16 protein-coding genes are annotated in these 20,841 nt (G+C 68.7%); 9 read left to right on the forward strand and 7 right to left on the reverse strand.

Annotated elements, in window-relative coordinates; translation table 11 throughout:
- Nucleotides 1–15: 15 nt before the first annotated feature.
- Nucleotides 16–1,215, reverse strand: a complete 1,200-nt coding sequence (pobA, locus tag J2850_RS00115; protein WP_209977550.1) for a 4-hydroxybenzoate 3-monooxygenase — start codon at nt 1,213–1,215, stop codon at nt 16–18.
- Nucleotides 1,216–1,374: 159 nt separating this feature from the next.
- Between pobA and J2850_RS00120 the strand changes: the two genes are divergently transcribed.
- Nucleotides 1,375–2,391, forward strand: a complete 1,017-nt coding sequence (locus J2850_RS00120; RefSeq protein WP_209977552.1) for a helix-turn-helix domain-containing protein — start codon at nt 1,375–1,377, stop codon at nt 2,389–2,391.
- A 74-nt stretch (nt 2,392–2,465) separates the two neighbouring features.
- On the forward strand, nt 2,466–3,299 hold the full coding sequence (gene cysE, locus J2850_RS00125; RefSeq protein WP_209978361.1) for a serine O-acetyltransferase: 834 nt from the start codon (nt 2,466–2,468) through the stop codon (nt 3,297–3,299).
- A 27-nt stretch (nt 3,300–3,326) separates the two neighbouring features.
- Here cysE and J2850_RS00130 read toward each other — a convergent pair whose 3' ends face one another.
- Nucleotides 3,327–3,554, reverse strand: coding sequence for a hypothetical protein (locus tag J2850_RS00130; RefSeq protein ID WP_209977554.1), 228 nt, complete (start codon nt 3,552–3,554; stop codon nt 3,327–3,329).
- 376 nt (nt 3,555–3,930) lie between these two features.
- Here J2850_RS00130 and J2850_RS00135 point away from each other — a divergent pair, with 376 nt between their 5' ends.
- Nucleotides 3,931–5,601, forward strand: coding sequence for a methyl-accepting chemotaxis protein (locus J2850_RS00135; RefSeq protein WP_209977556.1), 1,671 nt, complete (start codon nt 3,931–3,933; stop codon nt 5,599–5,601).
- A gap of 379 nt (nt 5,602–5,980) precedes the next feature.
- On the opposite strand, the gene fdhF is transcribed toward J2850_RS00135, so the two are convergent.
- From fdhF to J2850_RS00160, 5 genes are all read right to left on the reverse strand, one after another.
- Nucleotides 5,981–8,755, reverse strand: coding sequence for a formate dehydrogenase subunit alpha (gene fdhF, locus J2850_RS00140; protein ID WP_209977558.1), 2,775 nt, complete (start codon nt 8,753–8,755; stop codon nt 5,981–5,983).
- Between the two features lie 10 nt (nt 8,756–8,765).
- Nucleotides 8,766–10,523, reverse strand: a complete 1,758-nt coding sequence (locus tag J2850_RS00145; protein ID WP_209977560.1) for an NAD(P)H-dependent oxidoreductase subunit E — start codon at nt 10,521–10,523, stop codon at nt 8,766–8,768.
- 259 nt (nt 10,524–10,782) lie between these two features.
- Nucleotides 10,783–12,087 (reverse strand): hemolysin family protein, encoded by a 1,305-nt coding sequence (locus tag J2850_RS00150; protein WP_209977562.1) that lies wholly within the window; start codon nt 12,085–12,087, stop codon nt 10,783–10,785.
- A 473-nt stretch (nt 12,088–12,560) separates the two neighbouring features.
- Nucleotides 12,561–13,211, reverse strand: coding sequence for a YitT family protein (locus J2850_RS00155; RefSeq protein WP_209977564.1), 651 nt, complete (start codon nt 13,209–13,211; stop codon nt 12,561–12,563).
- A 16-nt stretch (nt 13,212–13,227) separates the two neighbouring features.
- A complete protein-coding gene (locus J2850_RS00160; RefSeq protein ID WP_209977565.1) occupies nt 13,228–14,400 on the reverse strand; it encodes an amino acid aminotransferase in 1,173 nt (390 codons plus the stop codon).
- Nucleotides 14,401–14,679: 279 nt separating this feature from the next.
- Between J2850_RS00160 and J2850_RS00165 the strand changes: the two genes are divergently transcribed.
- The 6 genes from J2850_RS00165 to J2850_RS00190 are packed head-to-tail and all read left to right on the forward strand — an operon-like array spanning nt 14,680 to nt 20,746.
- Nucleotides 14,680–17,043: a bifunctional salicylyl-CoA 5-hydroxylase/oxidoreductase gene (locus tag J2850_RS00165; RefSeq protein ID WP_209977567.1), complete on the forward strand. Its 2,364-nt coding sequence runs from the start codon at nt 14,680–14,682 to the stop codon at nt 17,041–17,043.
- A 1-nt stretch (nt 17,044) separates the two neighbouring features.
- Complete coding sequence (locus J2850_RS00170; protein WP_209977569.1) at nt 17,045–17,875, forward strand: SDR family NAD(P)-dependent oxidoreductase; 831 nt, start codon at nt 17,045–17,047, stop codon at nt 17,873–17,875.
- Nucleotides 17,876–17,919: 44 nt separating this feature from the next.
- Nucleotides 17,920–18,744, forward strand: coding sequence for an enoyl-CoA hydratase family protein (locus tag J2850_RS00175; protein WP_307353778.1), 825 nt, complete (start codon nt 17,920–17,922; stop codon nt 18,742–18,744).
- Nucleotides 18,745–18,748: 4 nt separating this feature from the next.
- Nucleotides 18,749–19,939, forward strand: a complete 1,191-nt coding sequence (locus tag J2850_RS00180; protein ID WP_209977573.1) for an acyl-CoA dehydrogenase family protein — start codon at nt 18,749–18,751, stop codon at nt 19,937–19,939.
- Complete coding sequence (locus J2850_RS00185; RefSeq protein ID WP_209977575.1) at nt 19,939–20,373, forward strand: acyl-CoA thioesterase; 435 nt, start codon at nt 19,939–19,941, stop codon at nt 20,371–20,373. Before J2850_RS00180 ends, J2850_RS00185 begins: the two co-directional genes overlap by 1 nt.
- A complete protein-coding gene (locus J2850_RS00190) occupies nt 20,351–20,746 on the forward strand; it encodes a RidA family protein (RefSeq protein WP_209977577.1) in 396 nt (131 codons plus the stop codon). Before J2850_RS00185 ends, J2850_RS00190 begins: the two co-directional genes overlap by 23 nt.
- The last annotated feature ends 95 nt before the right edge of the window (nt 20,747–20,841 follow it).

Below are 20,841 nucleotides of genomic sequence, written 5' to 3' on the forward strand. Positions count from 1 at the left end.
GGCCCGACGCCGGCCTCATTCCATCGGCAGACCCACATAGTTCTCCGCCAGGGCGGCCATAGCCGCCCGGGAGTGGACCAGGTGATCGAGCTCCGCCAGATGCAGTCGCTGCTCGAAGGCCGATTCTCCCGGATTCCGGTGCAGCATGGTGGTCATGTGCCAGGAGAAACGCTCCGCCTTCCAGATGCGGGCGAGGCAGGTGGCGCAGTAGCCGTCCAGCCCGTCGCTGCTGCCCGTGCTGTAATAGGCCGCCATTGCCCGCGACAGCACCAGCACGTCGGCCACAGCCAGGTTCAGGCCCTTGGCGCCGGTCGGCGGCACGATATGGGCGGCGTCGCCGGCGATGAACAGGCGGCCGTGCCGCATCGGCTCGCAGACGAAGCTGCGCATGCCGATGATGCCCTTCTGGAACACCGGGCCTTCGGTCAGCGTCCAGCCGCTCCCATCCTCCAGCCGGCGGTGCAGTTCCGACCAGATGCGGTCGTCGGACCAGTTGGCGATGTCGTCTCTGGGATCACACTGGATGTAGAGCCGCTGCACCTCCGGCGAGCGGGTGCTGAGCAGGGCGAATCCGCGCTCGTGGTTGGCGTAGATCAGCTCCGGGTGGGACGGCGGCGCCTCGGCCAGGATGCCCAGCCAGCCGAAGGGATATGTAATTTGGTACTCGCGGCGGCACGCCGCCGGGATGGCTTGCCGGCTCGGCCCATGGAAACCGTCGCAGCCGGCAATGAAGTCGCAAGGGAGCTCTTCCATCGGTCCGTCGGGCGACTGCCGGAAAAGCACGCGCGGCGCCGCGCAGTCGATATCCCGGACGTCAACGTCCGACACGCCGAACAGGATGCGGCCGCCATCCTCCAGTCGGGCGGCGACAAGGTCGCGGATCACCTCATGCTGGGCGTAGACGGTGACGCGCTTGCCGCCGGTCAGCTCCGACATGTCGATGTGGTGGCTTCGACGCCCGAAGCGCAGGGTGATCCCGGAGTGGAAGTGCCCCTCGCGCATCAGGCGGTCGCCCAGCCCCATGTCGTTCATCAGGTCCACCACCCAATGCTCCAGCACGCCGGCACGGATGGTGCCCTCGATCTCCGCGCGGCTGCGCTGCTCCAGGATCACCGACTCGATGCCCTGGCGGTGCAGCAGGTGGGCCAGGAACAGCCCGGCCGGGCCAGCACCGACGATTGCGACCTGCGTGCGGACGCCTTTCGCCAAGTACATGTGTCTCGCCCTCCTCGGTGGACGTCGGGAGACGCGGAAGTGGTTTATATTCCGTACAACTGATTATCAGAATAATGATATTTTCCGGGAGGGGAACCGGACATAGAAGAATCGGGGATACTCTTGTATTTTTCATCGGCGGCAGCGGGAGCTCGTGCGATGTCCGCCCATCCTGATCCAGAGCGCGATCTTCTCGTCGCATCCGTTCCCCGCTATTGGCTTTATGGAGAACCGCCGGCGGTGCCGGAATTGCGCTTCGTCCATATCGAGACCATCCCCGATCGTATGCGCTTGCACAATTGGGAGGTGCGCCCACATCGGCACGATGGACTGAGCCATGCGCTGCTGGTTACCGCCGGTGGCGGATGGGTGACCGTCGACGGAGTGGAGACGTCGTTCCGAGCACCGGCTTTCCTCGCCATCCCCGCACAGGTGGTGCACGGCTTCCGCTTCGACCCCGCAACCGACGGCCATGTCCTGACGCTATCCGAGGGTTTCCTGGCGGCTGTGCTCAATGCGTCACCGGAGGGAGAAATGCGAACGGCGCTGGCTTTGCCGATAGCTTGTGATCTGGTGGCGGGGGCTCAGGACGAAACGGACCTGACGCGGGCCTTCACTGATATCGGGCGGGAGTTTCACGGCCATCGTCCCGGTCGCGCCGACGCCATCGCCGCTCATGTCATGCTGATCCTGGTGGCGGCACTGCGGCTGGTCATGCGGCGCCGTCGCGGCGGTTCCGACCTTGCCGGGCACGGGCCGTCGGCGGAAATATCCGCCGAGGTGTATCTGCTCGCCCGCCTCAAGCCGCTGATCGACCGGAGATTTCGCGAGCACTGGACGGTTGGGCGCTATGCCGGCGAACTCGGCGTCACGCCCGGCCGGCTGAACGCCGCCTGCCGGCGCGTCACCGGACTATCGACCCTGCAACTGGTGCATGCCCGCCTGATGCTGGAAGCCAAGCGTTCATTGATCTACACCGGACATGGGATGGCGGAGGTCGGCTATGCGCTCGGCTTTGCGGATCCCGCCTATTTCTCCCGCTTCTTCACCAAGCGCGAGGGATGCTCGCCGCTGGCTTTCCGCCGCGCCCGCGAGGCGCGGAGCAGCACGCCGGTTGCGGGAGGCAGGCTTGACGGCAACGATCTTGACCGGCCGGGGGAGGGATCACCACAGTAGCTGCCTGCGTCAGGAGGATGCCGACGGTGCTGCTGCGGTGCGCCGCGGGTGGATCGGGAACGAGGGTGAAGGCGATGGACAGCCTGGACGTCACGGTGCGCGAGACTGAAACGGTCGAATTGTCGCTGTGGCGGCGGTTGCGCACCGATGCCGTTCGGGTGGCGGAGGAGGAGGCCGGCCTCGCGCCCTTCCTGTACGACGCGATCCTGGCGCGTAACGGCTTCGGCCCGGCGCTGGCAGCCCTGCTGGTGCGCAAGCTGGCAGACCGCGCCATGCCGGAGGACCGGCTGGCCGCCGTGGTGCGCGACGCCATGGACGCCGATCCCTCCATCGTCGAAGCCGCCGCCGCCGATCTCGCCGCCATCCTGGCGCGCGACCCGGCGGCCGACGGCTGCCTGACACCGTTTCTTTATTTCAAGGGATACCATGCCCTGCAATGGCATCGCGTCGCCCATTGGCTGTGGAGGGGGCGGCGCCGAGACCTCGCCCACTTCCTGCAGAGCCGGGTGTCGGAGGTGTTTGCCGTCGATATCCACCCGGCGGTTCCGGTGGGGCGCGGCGTCTTCATCGACCATGGCACCGGCGTGGTGATCGGCGAGACGGCGGTCATCGGCAACGACGTTTCGATCCTGCAGAACGTCACGCTCGGCGGCACCGGCAAGGAACATGGCGACCGCCATCCCAAGGTCCGGGACGGCGTGCTGTTGTCGGCCGGGGCCAAGGTGCTGGGCAACATCACCATCGGCGCTCATGCGAAGGTGGGAGCGGGCAGCGTCGTTCTGAAGGACGTGCCCGGATGTGCCACGGTGGCCGGTGTGCCAGCCAAGGTCGTCGGCTGGTGCCGCGGCGAGCCGGCGCCGGCGCTGACCATGGACCAGAGCCTGCAGCAGGGCGACTACAGCATCTGAGGAGCGATAGCCCGGCGCCCCTGCCGTTCAGAGCAGCGGAAGCTGTATTTTCCCGCCGTCGTCGGCATGCCGGCGCGCAGCCAGGACGGCCGCATCCTGCGCGCCGTCCTGGCTGCGCGCCTTTCCGCTGGCGACCTGCTCTCCTGCGACGGTCACCACCCATGTCCAGCAATCCGGGCGCCATGTCACCGCCAGCTCGCACCCGTGGATGCGGGTGATCGCGTTGCGGACGGACCAGACGGGAGGGACGGACATGGGGCTCTCAGGGATGGTCAAGGCACAGGTCCTGGCGGAAGCGCCGCGGCGCTTCTCAAGACGGACCGGGTATATATCCTATCATGTCGTGAGCCAACATCGGCAGGCGGTGGCGCCCCGTAATCTCCGACCGCGGCACGTGCCGTGACGCGGGGCGCGACAGGAAAACCGCAAATTGCAAGGTGCCGTCTCAAAATGCGACCGGGAATGCAGGCGGTGGCATTATCGTAACAAAAGGCAATGTGGCCTGCGGAATGAAAAGGCCGCCGACGCATCGATCCAGTGTCTGGCCTCGTTTTTGCTGCATGCGAATGATGGCGGACGCGCGTAAGCGACGCGGACCGTTCGCGCCATTCCTCCAGCGCCCGGAAACACCATGATCACGATGACGACGCACGACGCCCAGCGGAAGCGCTTCACGACTTTCGGTATCACCGATGACGACATCCGGTTGCTGCGGGACAACGCCCACTTCGTCGATCGTGACCTGCCCGGCCTGCTGGAGTCCTGGCAAGCGCACTTCGCACCATGGCCGGAAATCCATTCCGCCCTGATGAAACCGGAGGTGCACAAGCTGCGGGTCGCACACTGGATGCGGGTCGCCGCAGGCCGGCTCGATGACGGCTTCGTCGAATCCGCCCAGCGACTGGCCGCCATCTTCTACGCCAACGGCGTTCCGAGCTACGCCGTGGCGATCTGTCACCACACGGTCATGACCGGCATCCTGGGTGTGCTCGGGCTCAACGGGGCGGCCGGATCCTTCCAGGGCCTTTTCAGCCCCGCCAAGGAACGCAAGGCGCATGCCCTGCGCGCGGCGATCACCAAGCTGGCCTGGATGGACTTGGAACTGCTTCTCGAAACCTATGCGGAAGCCGAGCAGGAAAGCCGCCGTCATGCCCTGGAAGCGATGGCCGACACGGTGGAGCGTGAAGCCCGCGACGCCGTCGCCCTGGTCGCAAGGCACACCGACGGCATGGCCCGCGATGCGGAGAGCATGGCGAACTCCGCCCTGACCGTCGGCAACAATTCCCGCGAGGTCGCCGCTGCCGCCGACCAGGCGCTCAATACGGCGCAGACGGTGGCTGCAGCCACCGAGGAACTGGCGGCCTCGATCAGCGACATCATGCAGCGCGTGACCCATTCCGGCACCGTCACCCGCCGGGCGGTCGAAAATGGCAACCGTACCCAGGCGACGATCCGCTCCCTGTCCGACACCGTGGGAAGGATCGGCGAGGTCGCCAAGCTGATCGGCGCCATTGCCGGCCAGACGAACCTGTTGGCGCTCAACGCCACCATCGAGGCGGCTCGCGCCGGCGAGGCCGGAAAGGGCTTCGCTGTCGTCGCCCAGGAGGTGAAGAACCTCGCCAGCCAGACCGCCCGTTCGACGGAGGAGATCGCCCGCCAGATCGGCGACATCGAGACGGTCACCGCAGCCGCCGTGACGGCGGTCGCCGAAATCAGCGTCACGATCGACGAGATCAATCAGGTCTCCGCCGACATCGCGGCGGCGATGGAGCAGCAGGCCCAGGCGACGCAGGAGATCAGCCGCAGCGTCGTTGATACCTCCGATGCCGCGCGGGAAGTGTCCGACCGGATCGGTGCGGTGTCGAGCGAGGCTGTCCAAACCGGCACACAGGCATCCGGCGTGCAGAGGAACGCCCGCGAGGTGGCGCACAGCATCGAGGCGCTCCGGCGGGTCCTGGTGCGGGTGGTCCGTACCTCCACCAGCGACGCGGATCGCCGTCAGTCCGAACGCCTGGAATTGGACGAGCCGTGCTTGATCGCACGCCGGCAGGGAAACCTTGAGGGGCGCATCGTCAACATTTCGCTCGGTGGTGCCCACATCCAGGGCGTTGCGGGTCTGGTCACCGGCAGCACGGTCACGCTGGACATCCCGCGCTACCGGGCCAGCATCCTCGCAACGGTCCTCGGCGCCGGGGACCATGGCGCCCATTTCGCCTTCCGGCAGGATCTCGCCGACTGCGAAAGCTTCCAGGCAGCCTTCGCCGCCATGAAGGCGAACAGCCGGTCTCGTCAGGCGGCCTGAGCGGCCACGGCGCGCGCATATGACGCCCTCTTCCGCCCGGGAGAGGGCGATTATCGCCAAATGCGATCGTCGTGCCTGAGCGGCCGCCCCGGCTTGCGGCGGGAAGAGGCAGACGGGAGCCCGGAAAAGACGGGGCGACGTTCGCCCGAGAGGTGGAAGAGGAACTGGGCCGCCCATTCGGCTGGAGTCCCCGCGTTTCGTCGGCGGGTTGGAGGCTTCCGCCGCCAACGAACCCGGCCGCAGAGGCGAGGCCGCTCTCTGCCACGCGGCGCTCGACGGCATTCCGGTCCCGCAGCCTGCGTCGAACTCGCACCGCCGACCCCGTGGCCGGGTTATCCCGCTGCTGCCGTCCAGCGACGGCTGAGAGCCGCCGGCGGCGTCACGCCGCCTCGTCCGTGAAGGCTGGGGCTTTCCCGATCCGGATCGCGCAGTACTTGAACTCCGGGATCTTGCCGAAGGGATCGAGTTGCGGATTGGTCAGCAGGTTGGCCGCCGCCTCGGCGTAGGCGAAGGGGATGAACACCAGTCCGACCGGCATGCGGTCGTCGACTCGCGCCTTCAGGCGAATCGTGCCGCGGCGGCTCGACACCTGCATGCAATCCCCGGCCCCGAGGCCGGCGCGGGTGAGATCCTGCGGCGAGACGTAAGCCACCGCCTCCGGCTCGACGGCATCGAGGACACTGGATCGGCGGGTCATCGAGCCGGTGTGCCAATGTTCGAGTTGACGGCCGGTGGTGAGCACCAGCGGGTAGTCCGCGTCGGGCATCTCGGCCGGATTGATCGGCGTCGCCGGAACGATCCGGCCGCGGCCGGACTTGGTCGGAAAGCCGTTGCCGAAGACGATGTCGTGGCCGGGTTCGTCGGGGCTGTCGACGGGGTAGGTCACAGATCCCTCACGCTCGACCCGCTCCCATGTGATGTTGGCGAGCGACGGCATGGCTCCCGCCATCTCGGCGAACACGTCGCGGGCGTGGCGGTAATCCCAGTCGAGACCGAGACCGCGGGCCATCTCCTGGATGATCCACAGGTCCTGGCGAGCCTGTCCGGGCAGCGGCACCGCGGCGCGGCCCATCTGGACCTGACGGTTGGTGTTGGTGACGGTGCCGTCCTTTTCCGGCCAGGCCGAGGCCGGCAGGACGACGTCGGCGTATTTGGCGGTTTCGGTCAGGAAGATGTCCTGCACCACGAGGTGGTCCAGCATGGCCAGCGCCTCGCGCGCGTGGTTCACGTCCGGATCGGACATGGCGGGGTTCTCGCCCTCGACATAGAGCCCCCTGATCCGACCGTCATGGACCGCATCCATGATCTCGACGACGGTCAGCCCGCGCTTGTCGTCCAGCCTGGTTCCCCAGTAGCGCTCGTAGAAGGCCCGGACCTCCGGATCCTCGACGGGCTTGTAGTCGGGATAGAACATCGGGATGAGGCCGGCGTCGGAGGCGCCCTGGACATTGTTCTGGCCGCGCAGCGGATGCAGCCCGGTGCCGGGGCGGCCGATCTGCCCGGTGATGAGCGCGAGCGCGATCAGGCAGCGGCTGTTGTCCGTGCCGTGGATGTGCTGGGAGATGCCCATGCCCCAGAAGATGATCGCCGACTTGGCCCGGGCGAAGAGCCGTGCCACCTCCCTCAGGGTCGCCGCCGGAATGCCGCAGACCGCCTCCATCGCCTCCGGCGGGTACGGCCTGACCGTTTCTGCCAGCGTCTCGAAATCCTCGGTGTTCGCCTGGACGTACTGGCGGTCGTAGAGATCCTCCTCAATGATCGTGTGCAGCATGGCGTTGAGCATCGACACGTCACGCCCCGGCGTGAACTGCAGCATGTGGGTGGCATGGCGGGCCATCGCCAGCCCGCGCGGATCCATGACGATGAGCTTGGCTCCCCGCTCCGCGGCATTCTTGAAGAACGTCGCCGCCACAGGATGGTTTTCCGTCGGGTTGGCGCCGATGATGACGATCACCTCGGCATCGGCGGCGGCCATGAACGGCGCCGACACCGCGCCCGACCCGACGCCCTCGATCAGTGCCGCGACCGATGAGGCGTGGCAGAGCCGCGTGCAGTGGTCGACATTGTTGGTGCCGAAGCCGCTGCGGACCAGCTTCTGGAAGAGATAGGCCTCCTCGTTGCTGCCCTTGGCCGAGCCGAAGCCGGCAAGCGCCCCGCCGCCCCGCTCGTCGCGGATCCGTTTGAGGCCGCCGGCCGCTGCGGCCAGCGCCTCGTCCCAGGTCGCCTCGCGGAAATGGGTGAAGGGATCCAGCGGGTCGATGTCGACATCGCGCTTGGGAACGCCCTCCCTCCGGATCAGCGGCACGGTCAGGCGGTCGCGGTGATGGGCATAGTCGAAGCCGAAGCGGCCCTTGACGCACAGGCGGTTGCGGTTGGATGGGCCATCGCGGCCATCGACGGCGACGATCCTGTCGCTGCGGATCCTGTAGGTGAGCTGGCAGCCCACGCCGCAATAGGGACAGACGGACGCGACCTCGCGCTCGGGCGCATTGGCGTAGACGCCCCGGCCGTCCAGCAGCGTCGCCGGCATCAGCGCGCCGGTCGGGCATGCCTGGACGCATTCGCCGCAGGCGACGCAGGTCGAGTTGCCCATCGGGTCGTCGAAGTCGAAGATGATCTTCTCCAGGGGGCCGCGCGCGGCCATGCCGATGACGTCGTTGACCTGGACCTCGCGGCAGGCGCGGACGCACAGGGTGCAATGGATGCAGGCGTCGAGCTGGACCGCCATCGCCGGATGCGACAGGTCGTCGACCTTGGTCGGACGGTCGGCGGCGGGAAAGCGGCTGCCGGACACCCCCACGCGATCGGCCCATCTCCAGAACCCGGAGTCGGGATCATGCGCCGTCTCGCGACCCGGCTGGTCGGCGAGCAGAAGCTCGAACACCAGCTTGCGGGATGCCTTGGCGCGGTCCGAGGCCGACCTGACCGCCATGCCCGGCATTGGCTTGCGGATGCAGGAGGCGGCAAGCACGCGCTCGCCCTCGATTTCCACCATGCAGGCCCGGCAATTGCCGTCCGGGCGGTAGCCCGGCTCCGGCCGGTGGCAGAGGTGGGGAATGTCCGTGCCGAGCCGCTCGGCGACCTGCCAGATGGTTTCGCCGGGGCGGGCGACCACCGCAACCCCGTCCAGGGTGAACCCGATGCCCTCGGACATGGCGGTCTCCTTATCCCCCGGCACTCCGCAGCGGGGTGAACGCGTCGCGGAAGTGCGTCATGACCTGTTTGATCGGGTTCATCGCGGCTTGGCCGAGGCCGCAGATCGACGCGTCGCCCATCACCCTGCCGAGTTCGGCCAGGAGATCCTCGTCCCATGCCGGCTGGCTGATCAACTGCACGGCCTTTTCGGTGCCGACGCGGCAGGGCGTGCATTGGCCGCAGCTCTCGTCCTCGAAGAACTTGAGGAGGTTCAGCGTGACCTCGCGGATGTCGTCCTTGTCCGACAGCACGATCACGGCGGCGGACCCGATGAAGGAGCCGTAGGGCTCCAGCGTCCCGAAATCGAGCGGGATGTCGGCCATGGACGCCGGCAGGATGCCACCGGACGGTCCGCCGGGCAGATAGGCCGCCAGCCGGTGCCCGTCGGCCATGCCGCCACAATGGGTGTCGACCAGGTCCCGCAGCGTCGTGCCGGCCGGAGCGAGCTTGACGCCGGGATCCCTGACCCGCCCCGAAACCGAGTAGGTGCGCAGCCCCCGCCGGCCGTTGGCGCCATGGCTTGCGAACCAGGCGCTGCCCTTCTCCAGGATCTCGCGGACCCAGAACACCGTCTCGACATTGTTGATCAGGGTCGGCCGGCCGAACAGGCCGACCACCGACGGGAAGGGGGGCTTGTGCCGCGGCAGGCCGCGTTTTCCTTCGATGCTCTCCAGCATCGCCGATTCCTCGCCGCAGATATAGGCGCCCGCCCCCCGGCGCAGATGGATCCTGGTGTGGGGTGAGAAGCCGGCAGCCTCGATCTTCGGGATTTCGCGCAGCAGGATTTCCCGGCATTGCGGGTATTCGTCGCGCAGGTAGATGTAGATGTCGGTGGCTTCGATGGCCCAGGCGCCGATCAGCGTCCCTTCGAGGAAACGGTGGGGATCGCGTTCCAGGTGGAAGCGGTCCTTGAAGGTCCCGGGTTCTCCCTCGTCGCCGTTGATCGCCATCAGGCGCGGGCCCTGCTCGGCCCGGACGGCGCGCCATTTCCGTCCGGTCGGGAAGCCGGCGCCTCCGAGGCCGCGGATGCTGGAATCCTCCAGGCTCGCGATCACGCTTTCGGTGTCGCGCGTGCCGTCGAGGCATTCGCCGAGAACGCGATAACCACCCCCGGCGAGATAGTCGGCGAAGCCGATGTAATCGGGGATGGCCGGCTGGAGGCGGCCGTGCGCCACGGCGTCCAGCACGCTGCCGACCGTCGCTTTCTCATGCAGGCTGTGGCCGATTGCCGCGACCGGCGCCTTGTCGCAGCCGCCCATGCAGGGAGCCCGCATCACGCGGACCTGGGTTCCGTCCACACCGGCCTTGAGCGCTTCCAGGAGGGTCCCGGCCCCGGCAAGGGTGCAACTCAGCGAATCGCAGACGCGGATGGTCACCTTCGGTGGGGCGGGTTCGCCGTCCAGCACGATGTCGAAATGTGCATAGAAGGACGCGACCTCAAAGACCTCGACCAGTGCCAGTCGCATCTCCTTCGCCAGGGCGGCGAGATGGCGCGCCTGCAGGCAGCCGTAATGGTCCTGGATCAGGTGCAGGTGTTCGATCAGCAGGTCGGGCCGCCGAGGCCGGTCGCCGAGAAGCGCACGGACCTCATCCAGGCTGGCAGGGTCGACCTGCCGGCCCTTCTGTTGCTGGCGCGTCTTGCGGCGGCCCGAGCCCGGATGGACGCTGCGGGCGGAAGCGTTGGCGCGCGGGGCCGTCGGGCTGGTCCTGGGGGGCGGCGAGGTCACGAATGTCTGGCTTCCGCTGGATGCGTCGTGTCCCTGATGATCCCCAACCTAGCATCTCGGCACGCGGCATACGACGTATCATAAGCAGTACGTGTTACTGATTGTAGGATATAAAGATAATTCCCGCCTGACGTTCCGGCCCGGCCGCCGCCTGCTCCTAAAGCCTGCCTGGTGCTTATTGAAGCACCAGGCAGGCCCTAAACTTTTGATCTTCCGTGTGATTCAAGTTTCAAGCGATACCGCTTGAAACGATCACACTCTAGGTCCCCGCCGGCTGGTCGACGTGGGGAACCACCAGCACCTTGTCGATGCGCCGTCCGTCCATGTCGACAACCTCGAAGCGGACGCCGGCCCATTCGACGACCTCGCCGGCCTGAGGCACATGACCCAGCCGGTGCAGCACCAGTCCGGCCACCGTGTGGAAGTCGCCGGCATCGCGCAGCCCGCGCACTCCGACCGTATCCTCGAACTCGTCGACCGGCATCCAGCCTTCCACCAGCCAGGAGCCGTCCTCCCGCCGGATGGCGGCCGTCTCCACAGCCTCGCCGGCCTCCGGCAGGTCGCCGGCGATGGTTTCCAGGATGTCGGTGAGGGTGACCAGGCCCTCGATGCTGCCATACTCGTCCACCACCATCGCCAGATGGTGTCCGGAGGTCTTCATCAGGTCGAGCAGCTTCAGGATCGGCGTGCCGTCATGCACGACCAGCGGCCGGGTGGCTTCGCTTTCCAGGTCGAAGGGGCGGCCCTGGACGACGGCGCCGAGCAGGTCGCGGGTGTGGACGATGCCGGCCAGCTCGTCGAGGGAGCCGCGGCACACCGGATAGCGCGAGTGGCTGCCGGCGCGGATCGCCTCGAGCAATTCCGCCTGCGGCCTGGCCGGGTCGAGCCAGGCGACATCCGGCCGCGGGATCATGATGCTGCGCACGCTCCGGTCGGCCAGACGCAGCACGCCGTCGATCATCTCCTTCTCGGCGGGCGCGAAGACGCCGGCCTGGGTGCCCTCCGAGATCATCGAGCGGACCTCCTCCTCGGTGACCACCTCCTCCCGCTCGCCATGCAGCCCGAGCAGGCGCAGCAGCAGGTCGGTCGAGGCGCCGAGCAGCCAAACGAAGGGGGCAGCGATGCGGGACAGCACGCGCATCGGCGGCGCGATCAGCGAAGCGACGCGCTCCGGATTCTTCAGGGCGACGCGCTTGGGGATCAACTCGCCCAGCACGATGGACATGTAGGTGATGATCACCAGCACGCCGCCGACGCCCAGGACCTCGCCCCGCCCGGCCAAGATGGGGAAACCTTCGAGCCACTGGCCGAGCCGGTCGCCGAGCGTGGCGCCGCCGTAGGCGCCGGCGACGACGCCCACCAGGGTGATGCCGATCTGGACCGTGCTGAGGAAACGGCTCGGCTCGTCGATCAGCCGCAGCGCCGTGCGGGCGCCGCGATCGCCCTGGTCCGCCAGATGCTGGAGCCGGGCCCGGCGCGAGGAGACGACGGCGAGTTCGGACATGGCGAACACGCCGTTGAGGAGGGTCAGCGCTATGATGATGGCGATCTCAAGCGAGAGCATCGAAGGGTTCCCGGGTGGAGAGGGCATGCGTCATGGCGCGGCGGGCGGTGACGCCCCGCGTTCGACGGAACCGGATGGGTGGAATGCGGACGGCCGGACTTGCGGATTCCGGCCGGGGATGGGGCCTGGCGCGTCGGCGCACCCGTCGGCGTGACGGAACGCGCAAGGGAAGCTGCGTGGAGGCGGTAAACCCGCTCATGGCGCTGGGCCGTGCAGGGGAAAGCCTGCCGGTTGACTGCCCGCCGGGAAAATCGTTGCGCCGCGGGCGACCGGGTCTCCGGTCCCCCGCGGCCGTCTGGGGCCACTTGGCGAACTGTTCATCCGACCCCCGCCTGCCAGGCGGGGCTGCTCCATCCTGGTTGCACGCTGGCCGGGCATGTGGTGCGAGCTTGGCCGTTTGCAAGGACCGCACCTGCAGAAAGTTGCGCCGTTCCCTGAGAAGGCCCTTTGCACAGGGTGGCTGCGGCTTCCCGTCAGCTAATGCCCAGGTAGCGCCCGGGCTTGTGGTTGATCGCCAGCAGCATGTTGACGATGACGGCGCCGACCACCGACAGCAGCAGGCGGTCGGGGGACAGCACGAGGAGCGCCGCGGCCAGGATCGACAGGTCGACGCCCAGTTGGAAATAGCCGGCACGGATGCCGTGGCGCTCCTGGAGATAGAGGGCCAGGATGTTGACGCCGCCGAGTCCGGTGCGGTGGCGGAACAGCATCAGCAGGCCGGTGCCGCACAAGCCGCTGCCGAGCACCGTGGCATAGACCGGGTCGAGATGGTCGAAACCGATCCAGGACCCTGTCAGGCGCGAGAACAGCGTGACCAGGGCAACGGCGAGGAAGGTCCGCGCCGTGAACTTCCACCCCATCCGCTTCCACGCCAGCACATAGAAGGGCAGGTTGATCACGAAGAAGAGGGCGCCGAACTCGATGTGGGTGACGTAGCTCAGCAGCAGGGCGATCCCGGCGGTGCTGCCGGCCAGCAGGGTCGTCTTGGCGTAGAGCAGCATGCCGAGCGCGATGAACAGGGTGCCCAGCAGCATCGCCAATGCGTCCTCGTAGAGGCGATGGTGTTCGGTGCGGTCCGCTGCGGCACCCTGCTGCGGGCCGGAGGCGGGAAGGGTCTCTGCCATCGGCTCGGCTCCGGAATCAGCGCAGGGCGGCGAACTTCGCCACGACACCGTCGACCTCCGCCGTCTTCAGGCCGGCGATGTTGATGCGGCCGGACGTCGGCATGTAGATGGCGTGGTCGGCGCGCAGGCGCAGCACCTCCGCCTCGGTCAGCGGCAGCAGGGAGAACATGCCTTCCTGCTCCGCCACCGCGGCCAGCGCCGGGAAGCTGCCGGCGAGGCCGGCGGCCAGCTTGCGGCGGATGCCGATGATGCGGGCGCGCATGCCGTCCAGTTCCGCCGTCCAGTCGCGCGCCAGCGCCTCGTCGTCGAGGATGGTGCGGACCACCGCGGCGCCATGGTCGGGCGGCATGGAATAGCTGGTGCGCGCGAGCCCCATCAGGTTGGACTTGGCCAGTTCCGCCGCGTCCTGTCTGGCGGCGACGGCGAAGATGGCGCCGGTGCGCTCGCGGTAGAGGCCGAAGGATTTCGACGACGAGACGGCGACCAGCGTTTCCGGCACCGCGCCGATCAGGTGGCGCAGGCCGGCGGCATCCTCGTCCAGGCCGCGGCCGAACCCCTGGTAGGCGAGGTCGACCAGCGGCAGCACGCCCCGCCGCTCCAGGATCGCTGCCAGGGTGCGCCACTGGTCGAGCGACAGCGGCGCGCCCGTCGGGTTGTGGCAGCTTCCGTGCAGCAGGGCGACATCGCCGGGGGATGCCGCCTCGAAGGCGGCGGCCATGGAGTCGAACAGCACGGTCTGGCCGGCGGTGTCGAAGAAGGGGTGGCTCACCACCTCCAGCCCGGCCGCGGCGAAGATGCCGACATGGTTCGGCCAGGTCGGCTGGCCGACCAGGATGCGCCGGGCGCCGCCGCGCAGCACCAGGTCGGCGGCCAGACGCAGCGCGCCGGAGCCGCCGGGGGTCTGCACGCCGGCGGCCGACACCCGCGTGCCTTCCGGCCCGCCGACCAGCGACCACAGCCGTTCCAGATAGAGAGCGTCGCCTTCCAGCCCTAGATACGCCTTGCTGTCCTGACCCTCCAAGAGGCGGCGCTCCGCCTCCTTCACCGCGCGGAAGACGGGAGTCCGCCCCTCCTCGTCGCGGTAGACACCGACGCCGAGGTCGACCTTGCCCGGACGCGGATCCTGCTTGTAGAGGCCGATCAGGGCGAGCAGGGCGTCGTCGGGCTGGCGGGAGAGCGCGTTGAACATGGCGGTCGGTCGGTCCTTGCGGTTGGAGTGGAGCGTCGGCGGGCGCAGCCGCGCCCAGAGCCGCGTTCCGGGGCGGCCGGCGCGATCCTCCTCCTTCCCCGTGGCGCTGACAATGCCATTGTTTTCGAGGGCATCCGCCAGGGGACGGCGCTATTACGACGCATGATGTTTGACGGTTGAATATTTGAATGTTAAAAAATCTGCAGGGTCAGCAATATGGACGGGCGCCGTCGTCCGTTCCGGTCTCCGACAGGTCTTTTCCACTCGGAAGGAACAGGCATGCGCATCGTCTGCATCGGCGGCGGCCCGGCCGGGCTCTATTTCGGGCTGCTGATGAAGAAGCGCCATCCCGCGCATTCGGTGACGGTGGTGGAGCGCAACCGGCCATACGACACCTTCGGCTGGGGCGTGGTGTTCTCCGACGCGACGATGCAGGCGATGCGGCAATGGGATGCCGAGACCGCCACGGAGATCGAGCAGGCCTTCAACCACTGGGACGACATCGAGGTCCTGATCAAGGGCCGCCGCATGCGCACCAGCGGCCACGGCTTCGTCGGCATCGGCCGCAAGCGGCTGCTGAACATCCTGCAGCGCCGCTGCGAGGATCTCGGGGTCGAGTTGCGGTTCGAGCACGAGGTGGAGAGCGACCTGGAGTTTCCCGACGCCGACCTGATCGTCGCTGCCGATGGCGTGAACTCGCGCATCCGCCGTCGCTACGAGGAGGTCTTCCGGCCCGACATGCTGGTGCGGCCCAACCGCTACATCTGGCTCGGCACCAACCGGTTGTTCGACGCTTTCACCTTCGACTTCCGCAAGACCGACCACGGCTGGTTCCAGGCCCACGTCTACAAGTTCGACGAGACCACCTCGACCTTCATCGTCGAGACGACCGAGGAGACCTTCCGGGCGCACGGGCTGGACAAGGCCGACATGGACGGCTCCATCGCCTTCTGCGAGTCGCTGTTCGCGGAGGTGCTGGAGGGGGCGCCGCTGATGTCCAACGCGCGGCACCTGCGCGGCTCCGCCTGGCTGAACTTCAACCGGCTGATCTGCGGCGCCTGGAGCCATTTCAACGGCCGCAGCCATGTCGTGCTGATGGGCGACGCCGCCCACACCGCCCATTTCGCCATCGGGTCCGGTACCAAGCTGGCGGTCGACGACGCCATCGAGCTGACCCGCCAGTTCGACCGCCTCGGCCATGACGCCGGCCGCATCCCGGCGGTGCTGGCCGCTTACGAGGAGGTGCGGCGGGTCGACGTCGCCCGCATCCAGAACGCGGCGCGCAACGCGATGGAGTGGTTCGAGGTGGTCGGCACCCGCTATGCCGACCGGCTGGAGCCGGAGCAGTTCATGTATTCCATGCTGACCCGCTCGCAGCGGATCAGCCACGAGAACCTGCGCCTGCGCGACCCGGCGTGGCTTGAGGGGTTCGAGCGCTGGTTCGCGGCCCGGGCAGCGCCGGCCGGCGCCGCTGTGCCGGAGGATGGGAACGCGCGGCCGAAGCCGCCGATGCTGACGCCGTTTCGCTTGCGCGGCCTGACCATTCCCAACCGCGTCGTGGTGTCGCCGATGGCGATGTATTCGGCGGTGGATGGCGAGCCCGGCGATTTCCACCTGGTCCATCTGGGCTCGCGGGCGCTCGGTGGCGCCGGGTTGATCTATGGGGAGATGACCTGCGTCTCGCCCGACGCCCGCATCACCCCCGGCTGCCTCGGCCTGTGGAACGAGGCGCAGGCGGCTGGGTGGCGGCGGATCGTCGACTTCATCCACGGCAACTCCGACGCCAAGGTGGCCATCCAGCTCGGCCATGCCGGGCGCAAGGGGGCGACCCGCCGCGGCTGGGAGGGCATCGACCAGCCGCTGGACGAGGGGGAGGACTGGCCGCTGATCTCCGCCTCCGCCCTGCCATACCTGCCGCACTCCCAGGTACCGCGGGAGATGGACCGGGCCGACATGGAGCGGGTGGTGGAGGATTTCCGCCGGGCGGCGGTGTTGGCGGCCACAACCGGCACGGATCTGCTGGAACTGCACTGTGCCCATGGTTACCTGCTGTCCAGCTTCCTCTCGCCGCTGACCAACCGGCGGACGGACGAGTGGGGCGGACCGCACGAGAACCGTGCGCGGTTCCCGCTGGAGGTGTTCCGCGCGATCCGCGCGGTGTGGCCGGCCGACAGGCCGATCTCGGTGCGGCTCTCCTGCCACGACTGGGCCGAGGGTGGCAACACGCCGGATGACGCGGTGATCTTCGCCCGCCTGTTCCAGCAGGCCGGGGCCGACATCATCGACTGCTCCTCGGGCCAGGTGGTGAAGCATGAGGCGCCCGTCTATGGCCGCCTGTTCCAGACACCCTTCTCGGACCGCATCCGCAACGAGCTCGGCATTCCCACCATCGCCGTCGGCGCCGTCTCCGAGGCCGACCATGTCAACTCGATCATCGCCGCCGGGCGCGCCGACCTGTGCGCGATTGCCCGCCCGCATCTGGCCGACCCGGCCTGGACGCTGCACGAGACCGCGAAGATCGGCGTGACCGACCTGCCCTGGCCGCGGCAGTACCGCTCCGGCAAGACGCAATACGAGACCAACCTCGCCCGCGCGGCGGCTGCGGCGATGCCCGCGGCGACGCAGGTGGCGGAGGGACGGTGACATGACGGGAACCCGCGATGCCTGGGCCGGCCCGCTGGCCGGCCGCCATGCCTTGGTGACCGGCGCCGGCAGCGGCATCGGCCGCGCCGTCGCCACCACCCTCGTCCATGCCGGCGCCCGCGTCAGCCTCGCCGGCCGCCGTGCCGATCCGCTGCACGATCTGGCATCGGAATTAGGGGCGGAATTGGGGGCGGGGTTGGGCGGCGGGCGGGCGCTGGCGCTGCCGGGGTTCGACGTCACCGACCCGGCGGCGGTGGCGTCGGGGCTGGAACGGGCGCGCGCCGCCTTCGGGCCGGTCGGCATTCTCGTCAACAACGCCGGGGAGGCACCGAGCGCCCCTTTCGAGGCGACCGGGCTGGATCTGTGGAACCGGGTGCTGGCGGTCGACCTGACCGGCGTGTTCGTGGTGACGCAGGCGGTGCTGCCGGACCTGAAGGCCGAAGCGCCGGGCGCGCGCATCGTCACCATCGCCTCGACCGCCGGGCTCAGCGGCTATCCCTATGTCGCGGCCTACTGCGCGGCCAAGCACGGTGTCGTCGGGCTGACCCGCGCGCTGGCGCTGGAGTTCGCCCGCAGCGGCATTACCGTCAACGCCGTCTGTCCCGGCTTCACCGACACGCCGCTGCTGGACGGCGCCATCCGCACCATCACCGCCAAGACCGGCCGCACGGCGGAAGAGGCCGCCGCGGCCCTCGCCCGCGCCAACCCGCAAGGTCGTCTCGTCCGCCCGCAGGAGGTCGCCGACGCCGTGCTGTGGCTGGTTTCGCCGGGGGCGTCCTCGGTCAACGGGCAGGCGATCCCGGTGGACGGCGGCGAAGTGATGGCGGGCTGAGGATGCGCGGACGAGACAGGCTTGAGACTGGGAGGACCACCGTCGTGAAGAAGCGTCCCTTCAAGGACCATGAGGCCGAGCATTTCCGCTTCGAGGTGAGCGGCGACGGGCGGGTCGCCACCGTCCGGCTCGACCGGCCGGAGCGCAAGAACCCGCTGACCTTCGACAGCTACGCCGAACTGCGCGACCTGTTCCGCGACCTCGCCCATGCCGAGGACGTGCGGGCGGTGGTGCTGACCGGCGCCGGCGGCAACTTCTGCTCCGGCGGCGATGTGTTCGAGATCATCGAGCCGCTGACCAAGATGGCGATGCCCGAGTTGCTGGCCTTCACCCGCATGACCGGCGACGTGGTCAAGGCGATGCGCAAATGCCCGCAGCCGATCGTCGCCGCCGTCGACGGCGTGTGCGCCGGGGCCGGGGCGATCCTGGCGATGGCGTCGGACCTCCGGCTGGCGACGCCGCGCGCCAAGACGGCCTTCCTGTTCACCCGCGTCGGGCTGGCCGGCGCCGACATGGGGGCCTGCGGGATCCTGCCGCGGATCATCGGCCAGGGGCGCGCCGCCGAACTGCTGTTCACCGGGCGGGCCATGGGTGCCGAGGAGGGGCATGCCTGGGGTTTCCACAACCGGATCGTCGAGCCGGAAAGCCTGGAAGCCGAGGCGACGGCGCTCGCCCGCTCACTGGCCGACGGCCCATGGTTTGCCCACGGCATGACGAAGACCATGCTGAACCAGGAATGGGCGATGGGGATCGACGAGCTGATCGAATCGGAGGCCCAGGCCCAGGCGATCTGCATGGCGACCAACGATTTCCGCCGTGCCTTCGAGGCTTTCGCCGCCAAGGAGAAACCCGCCTTCAAGGGGGATTGAAACCATGACCGCCAGCCCCTCGCCGGCCGCCGGGCCGACCCGCGACCATCTCGACTGGCCGTTCTTCGGCCAGGAACACCGCGGCTTCGCCGAAACGCTCGACCGCTTCGCCGGTTCCGATGCCCTGTCCGGCATCGACCATGGCGACGTCGACTCCGCTTGCCGGGCACTGGTGCGGCGGCTGGGCAAGGCCGGGCTGCTGGACGCCTGCGTCGCGTCGGAGGCGCCGGACGGCCCGCCCATCGAGTCCCGCCGCGTCTGCCTGGCACGCGAGACGCTGGCCTGGCACGACGGGCTGGCCGATTTCGCCTTCGCCATGCAGGGGCTGGGGACCGGGGCCATCGGGCTGGCCGGGACGCCCGAACTGAAGGCCGCGGTATTGCCGCGGGTGCGGTCGGGCGACTGGCTCGCCGCCTTCGCCCTGTCGGAGCCTGACGCCGGGTCGGACGTCGCCGCCATGACCTGCGCCGCCCGCTCCGACGGCGACAGCTATGTGCTGGACGGCGAGAAGACCTGGATCTCCAACGGCGGCATCGCCGACGTCTACACCGTCTTTGCCCGCACCGGCGAGGCGCCCGGCACGCGTGGCATCTCGGCCTTCGTGGTCTTCGCCGACGATCCCGGCTTCACGGTCGCCGAGCGCATCGAGGTGATGGCCCCGCATCCGCTGGCGCGCATCCGCTTCGAGGGTTGCCGCATCCCGGCCTCCCGCCGGCTCGGCGCCGCCGGCGAGGGCTTCAAGATCGCGATGCGGACGCTCGACATCTTCCGCGCCTCGGTGGCCGCCGCGGCTCTCGGCTTTGCCCGCCGGGCGCTGGACGAGGCGCTGGCTCATGCAAAGGCCCGGCGGATGTTCGGCGGCATGCTGGCCGACCTGCAACTCACCCAGGCGGCGCTCGGCACCATGGCGACCGGCATCGACGCCGCGGCGCTGCTGACCTTCCGCGCGGCGTGGCGCCGCGACGTACAGCGGCTGCCCACCACGCGCGAGGCGGCGATGGCCAAGATGACGGCGACCGAGACGGCGCAGGGGGTGATCGACCGCGCCGTGCAGATGTTCGGCGGTCGCGGCGTGCGCAGCGGCGAGGTGGTGGAGAGGCTCTACCGCGAGATCCGCGCGCTGCGCATCTATGAGGGCGCCACCGAGGTGCAGACGCTGATCGTCGCCCGCGAGCTGCTGAAGGGCGGTGCGTGATGCCGGCTTTCGTCACCCGCCGCACCGTGCGCTTCGCCGACTGCGATCCTGCCGGCATCGTGTATTTCCCCCGCTGCTTCGACCTGCTGAACGGCGTGGTCGAGGACTGGTGGGCGGAGATGGGCATCCCCTGGCGCGTCATGATCCCGGAGCGCGCCATCGGCCTGCCCACCGTCGCCATGGCCGCCAACTTCGTCGCCCCGTCGCGGCTGGGCGACGAGCTGGTCTGCACGCTGACGGTGGTGCGGCTCGGCGGCGCATCGCTGGACCTGCGCCACAGCGTGGCCGGTGACGACGGGGTGCGCTTCCGCGCCGAGCAGACCGTGGTGTGCACCGCGCTCGCCACCAATCGCCCGCAGCCCTGGCCGGACGATCTCCGTGCCGCCGTCACCCGCTACCTGGAGAGCGACCATGCACAGCATCCTGCAGCCTGAAGGCTGGGCCAAGCCCCTCGGCTATGCCAACGGCGTCGCCGCCCACGGCCGGCTGATCTTCGTTGGTGGACAGATCGGCTGGAACGCGCGCTGCGAGTTCGAATCCGACGACCTGGCGCACCAGGTGCGCCAGACGCTGGAGAATGTCGTCGCCGTGCTGGCCGAAGCCGGGGCCGGGCCGGAGCATGTGACCTCGATGACCTGGTACCTGACGGACAAGGCCGACTATCTCGCCCGCCGCAAGGAGATCGGCGCCGCTTACCGCGCGGTGATGGGACGTCATTTCCCAGCGATGGCGGTGGTGCAGGTCGCAGCGCTGATCGAGGACCGCGCCAAGGTCGAGATCCAGGCACACGCGGTCGTCCCGGACTGACCGTGGGCGCACGGCGCACCGCCGAGGGAAAGGATGGTGCGCCGATATTTCAAACCTAAAAATTATGCCTTGAAAGTAATAGGCGACGGGATCAT

Origin of the sequence: Azospirillum picis, from assembly GCF_017876115.1 — a bacterium.
GTDB classification, from domain to species: domain Bacteria; phylum Pseudomonadota; class Alphaproteobacteria; order Azospirillales; family Azospirillaceae; genus Azospirillum; species Azospirillum picis.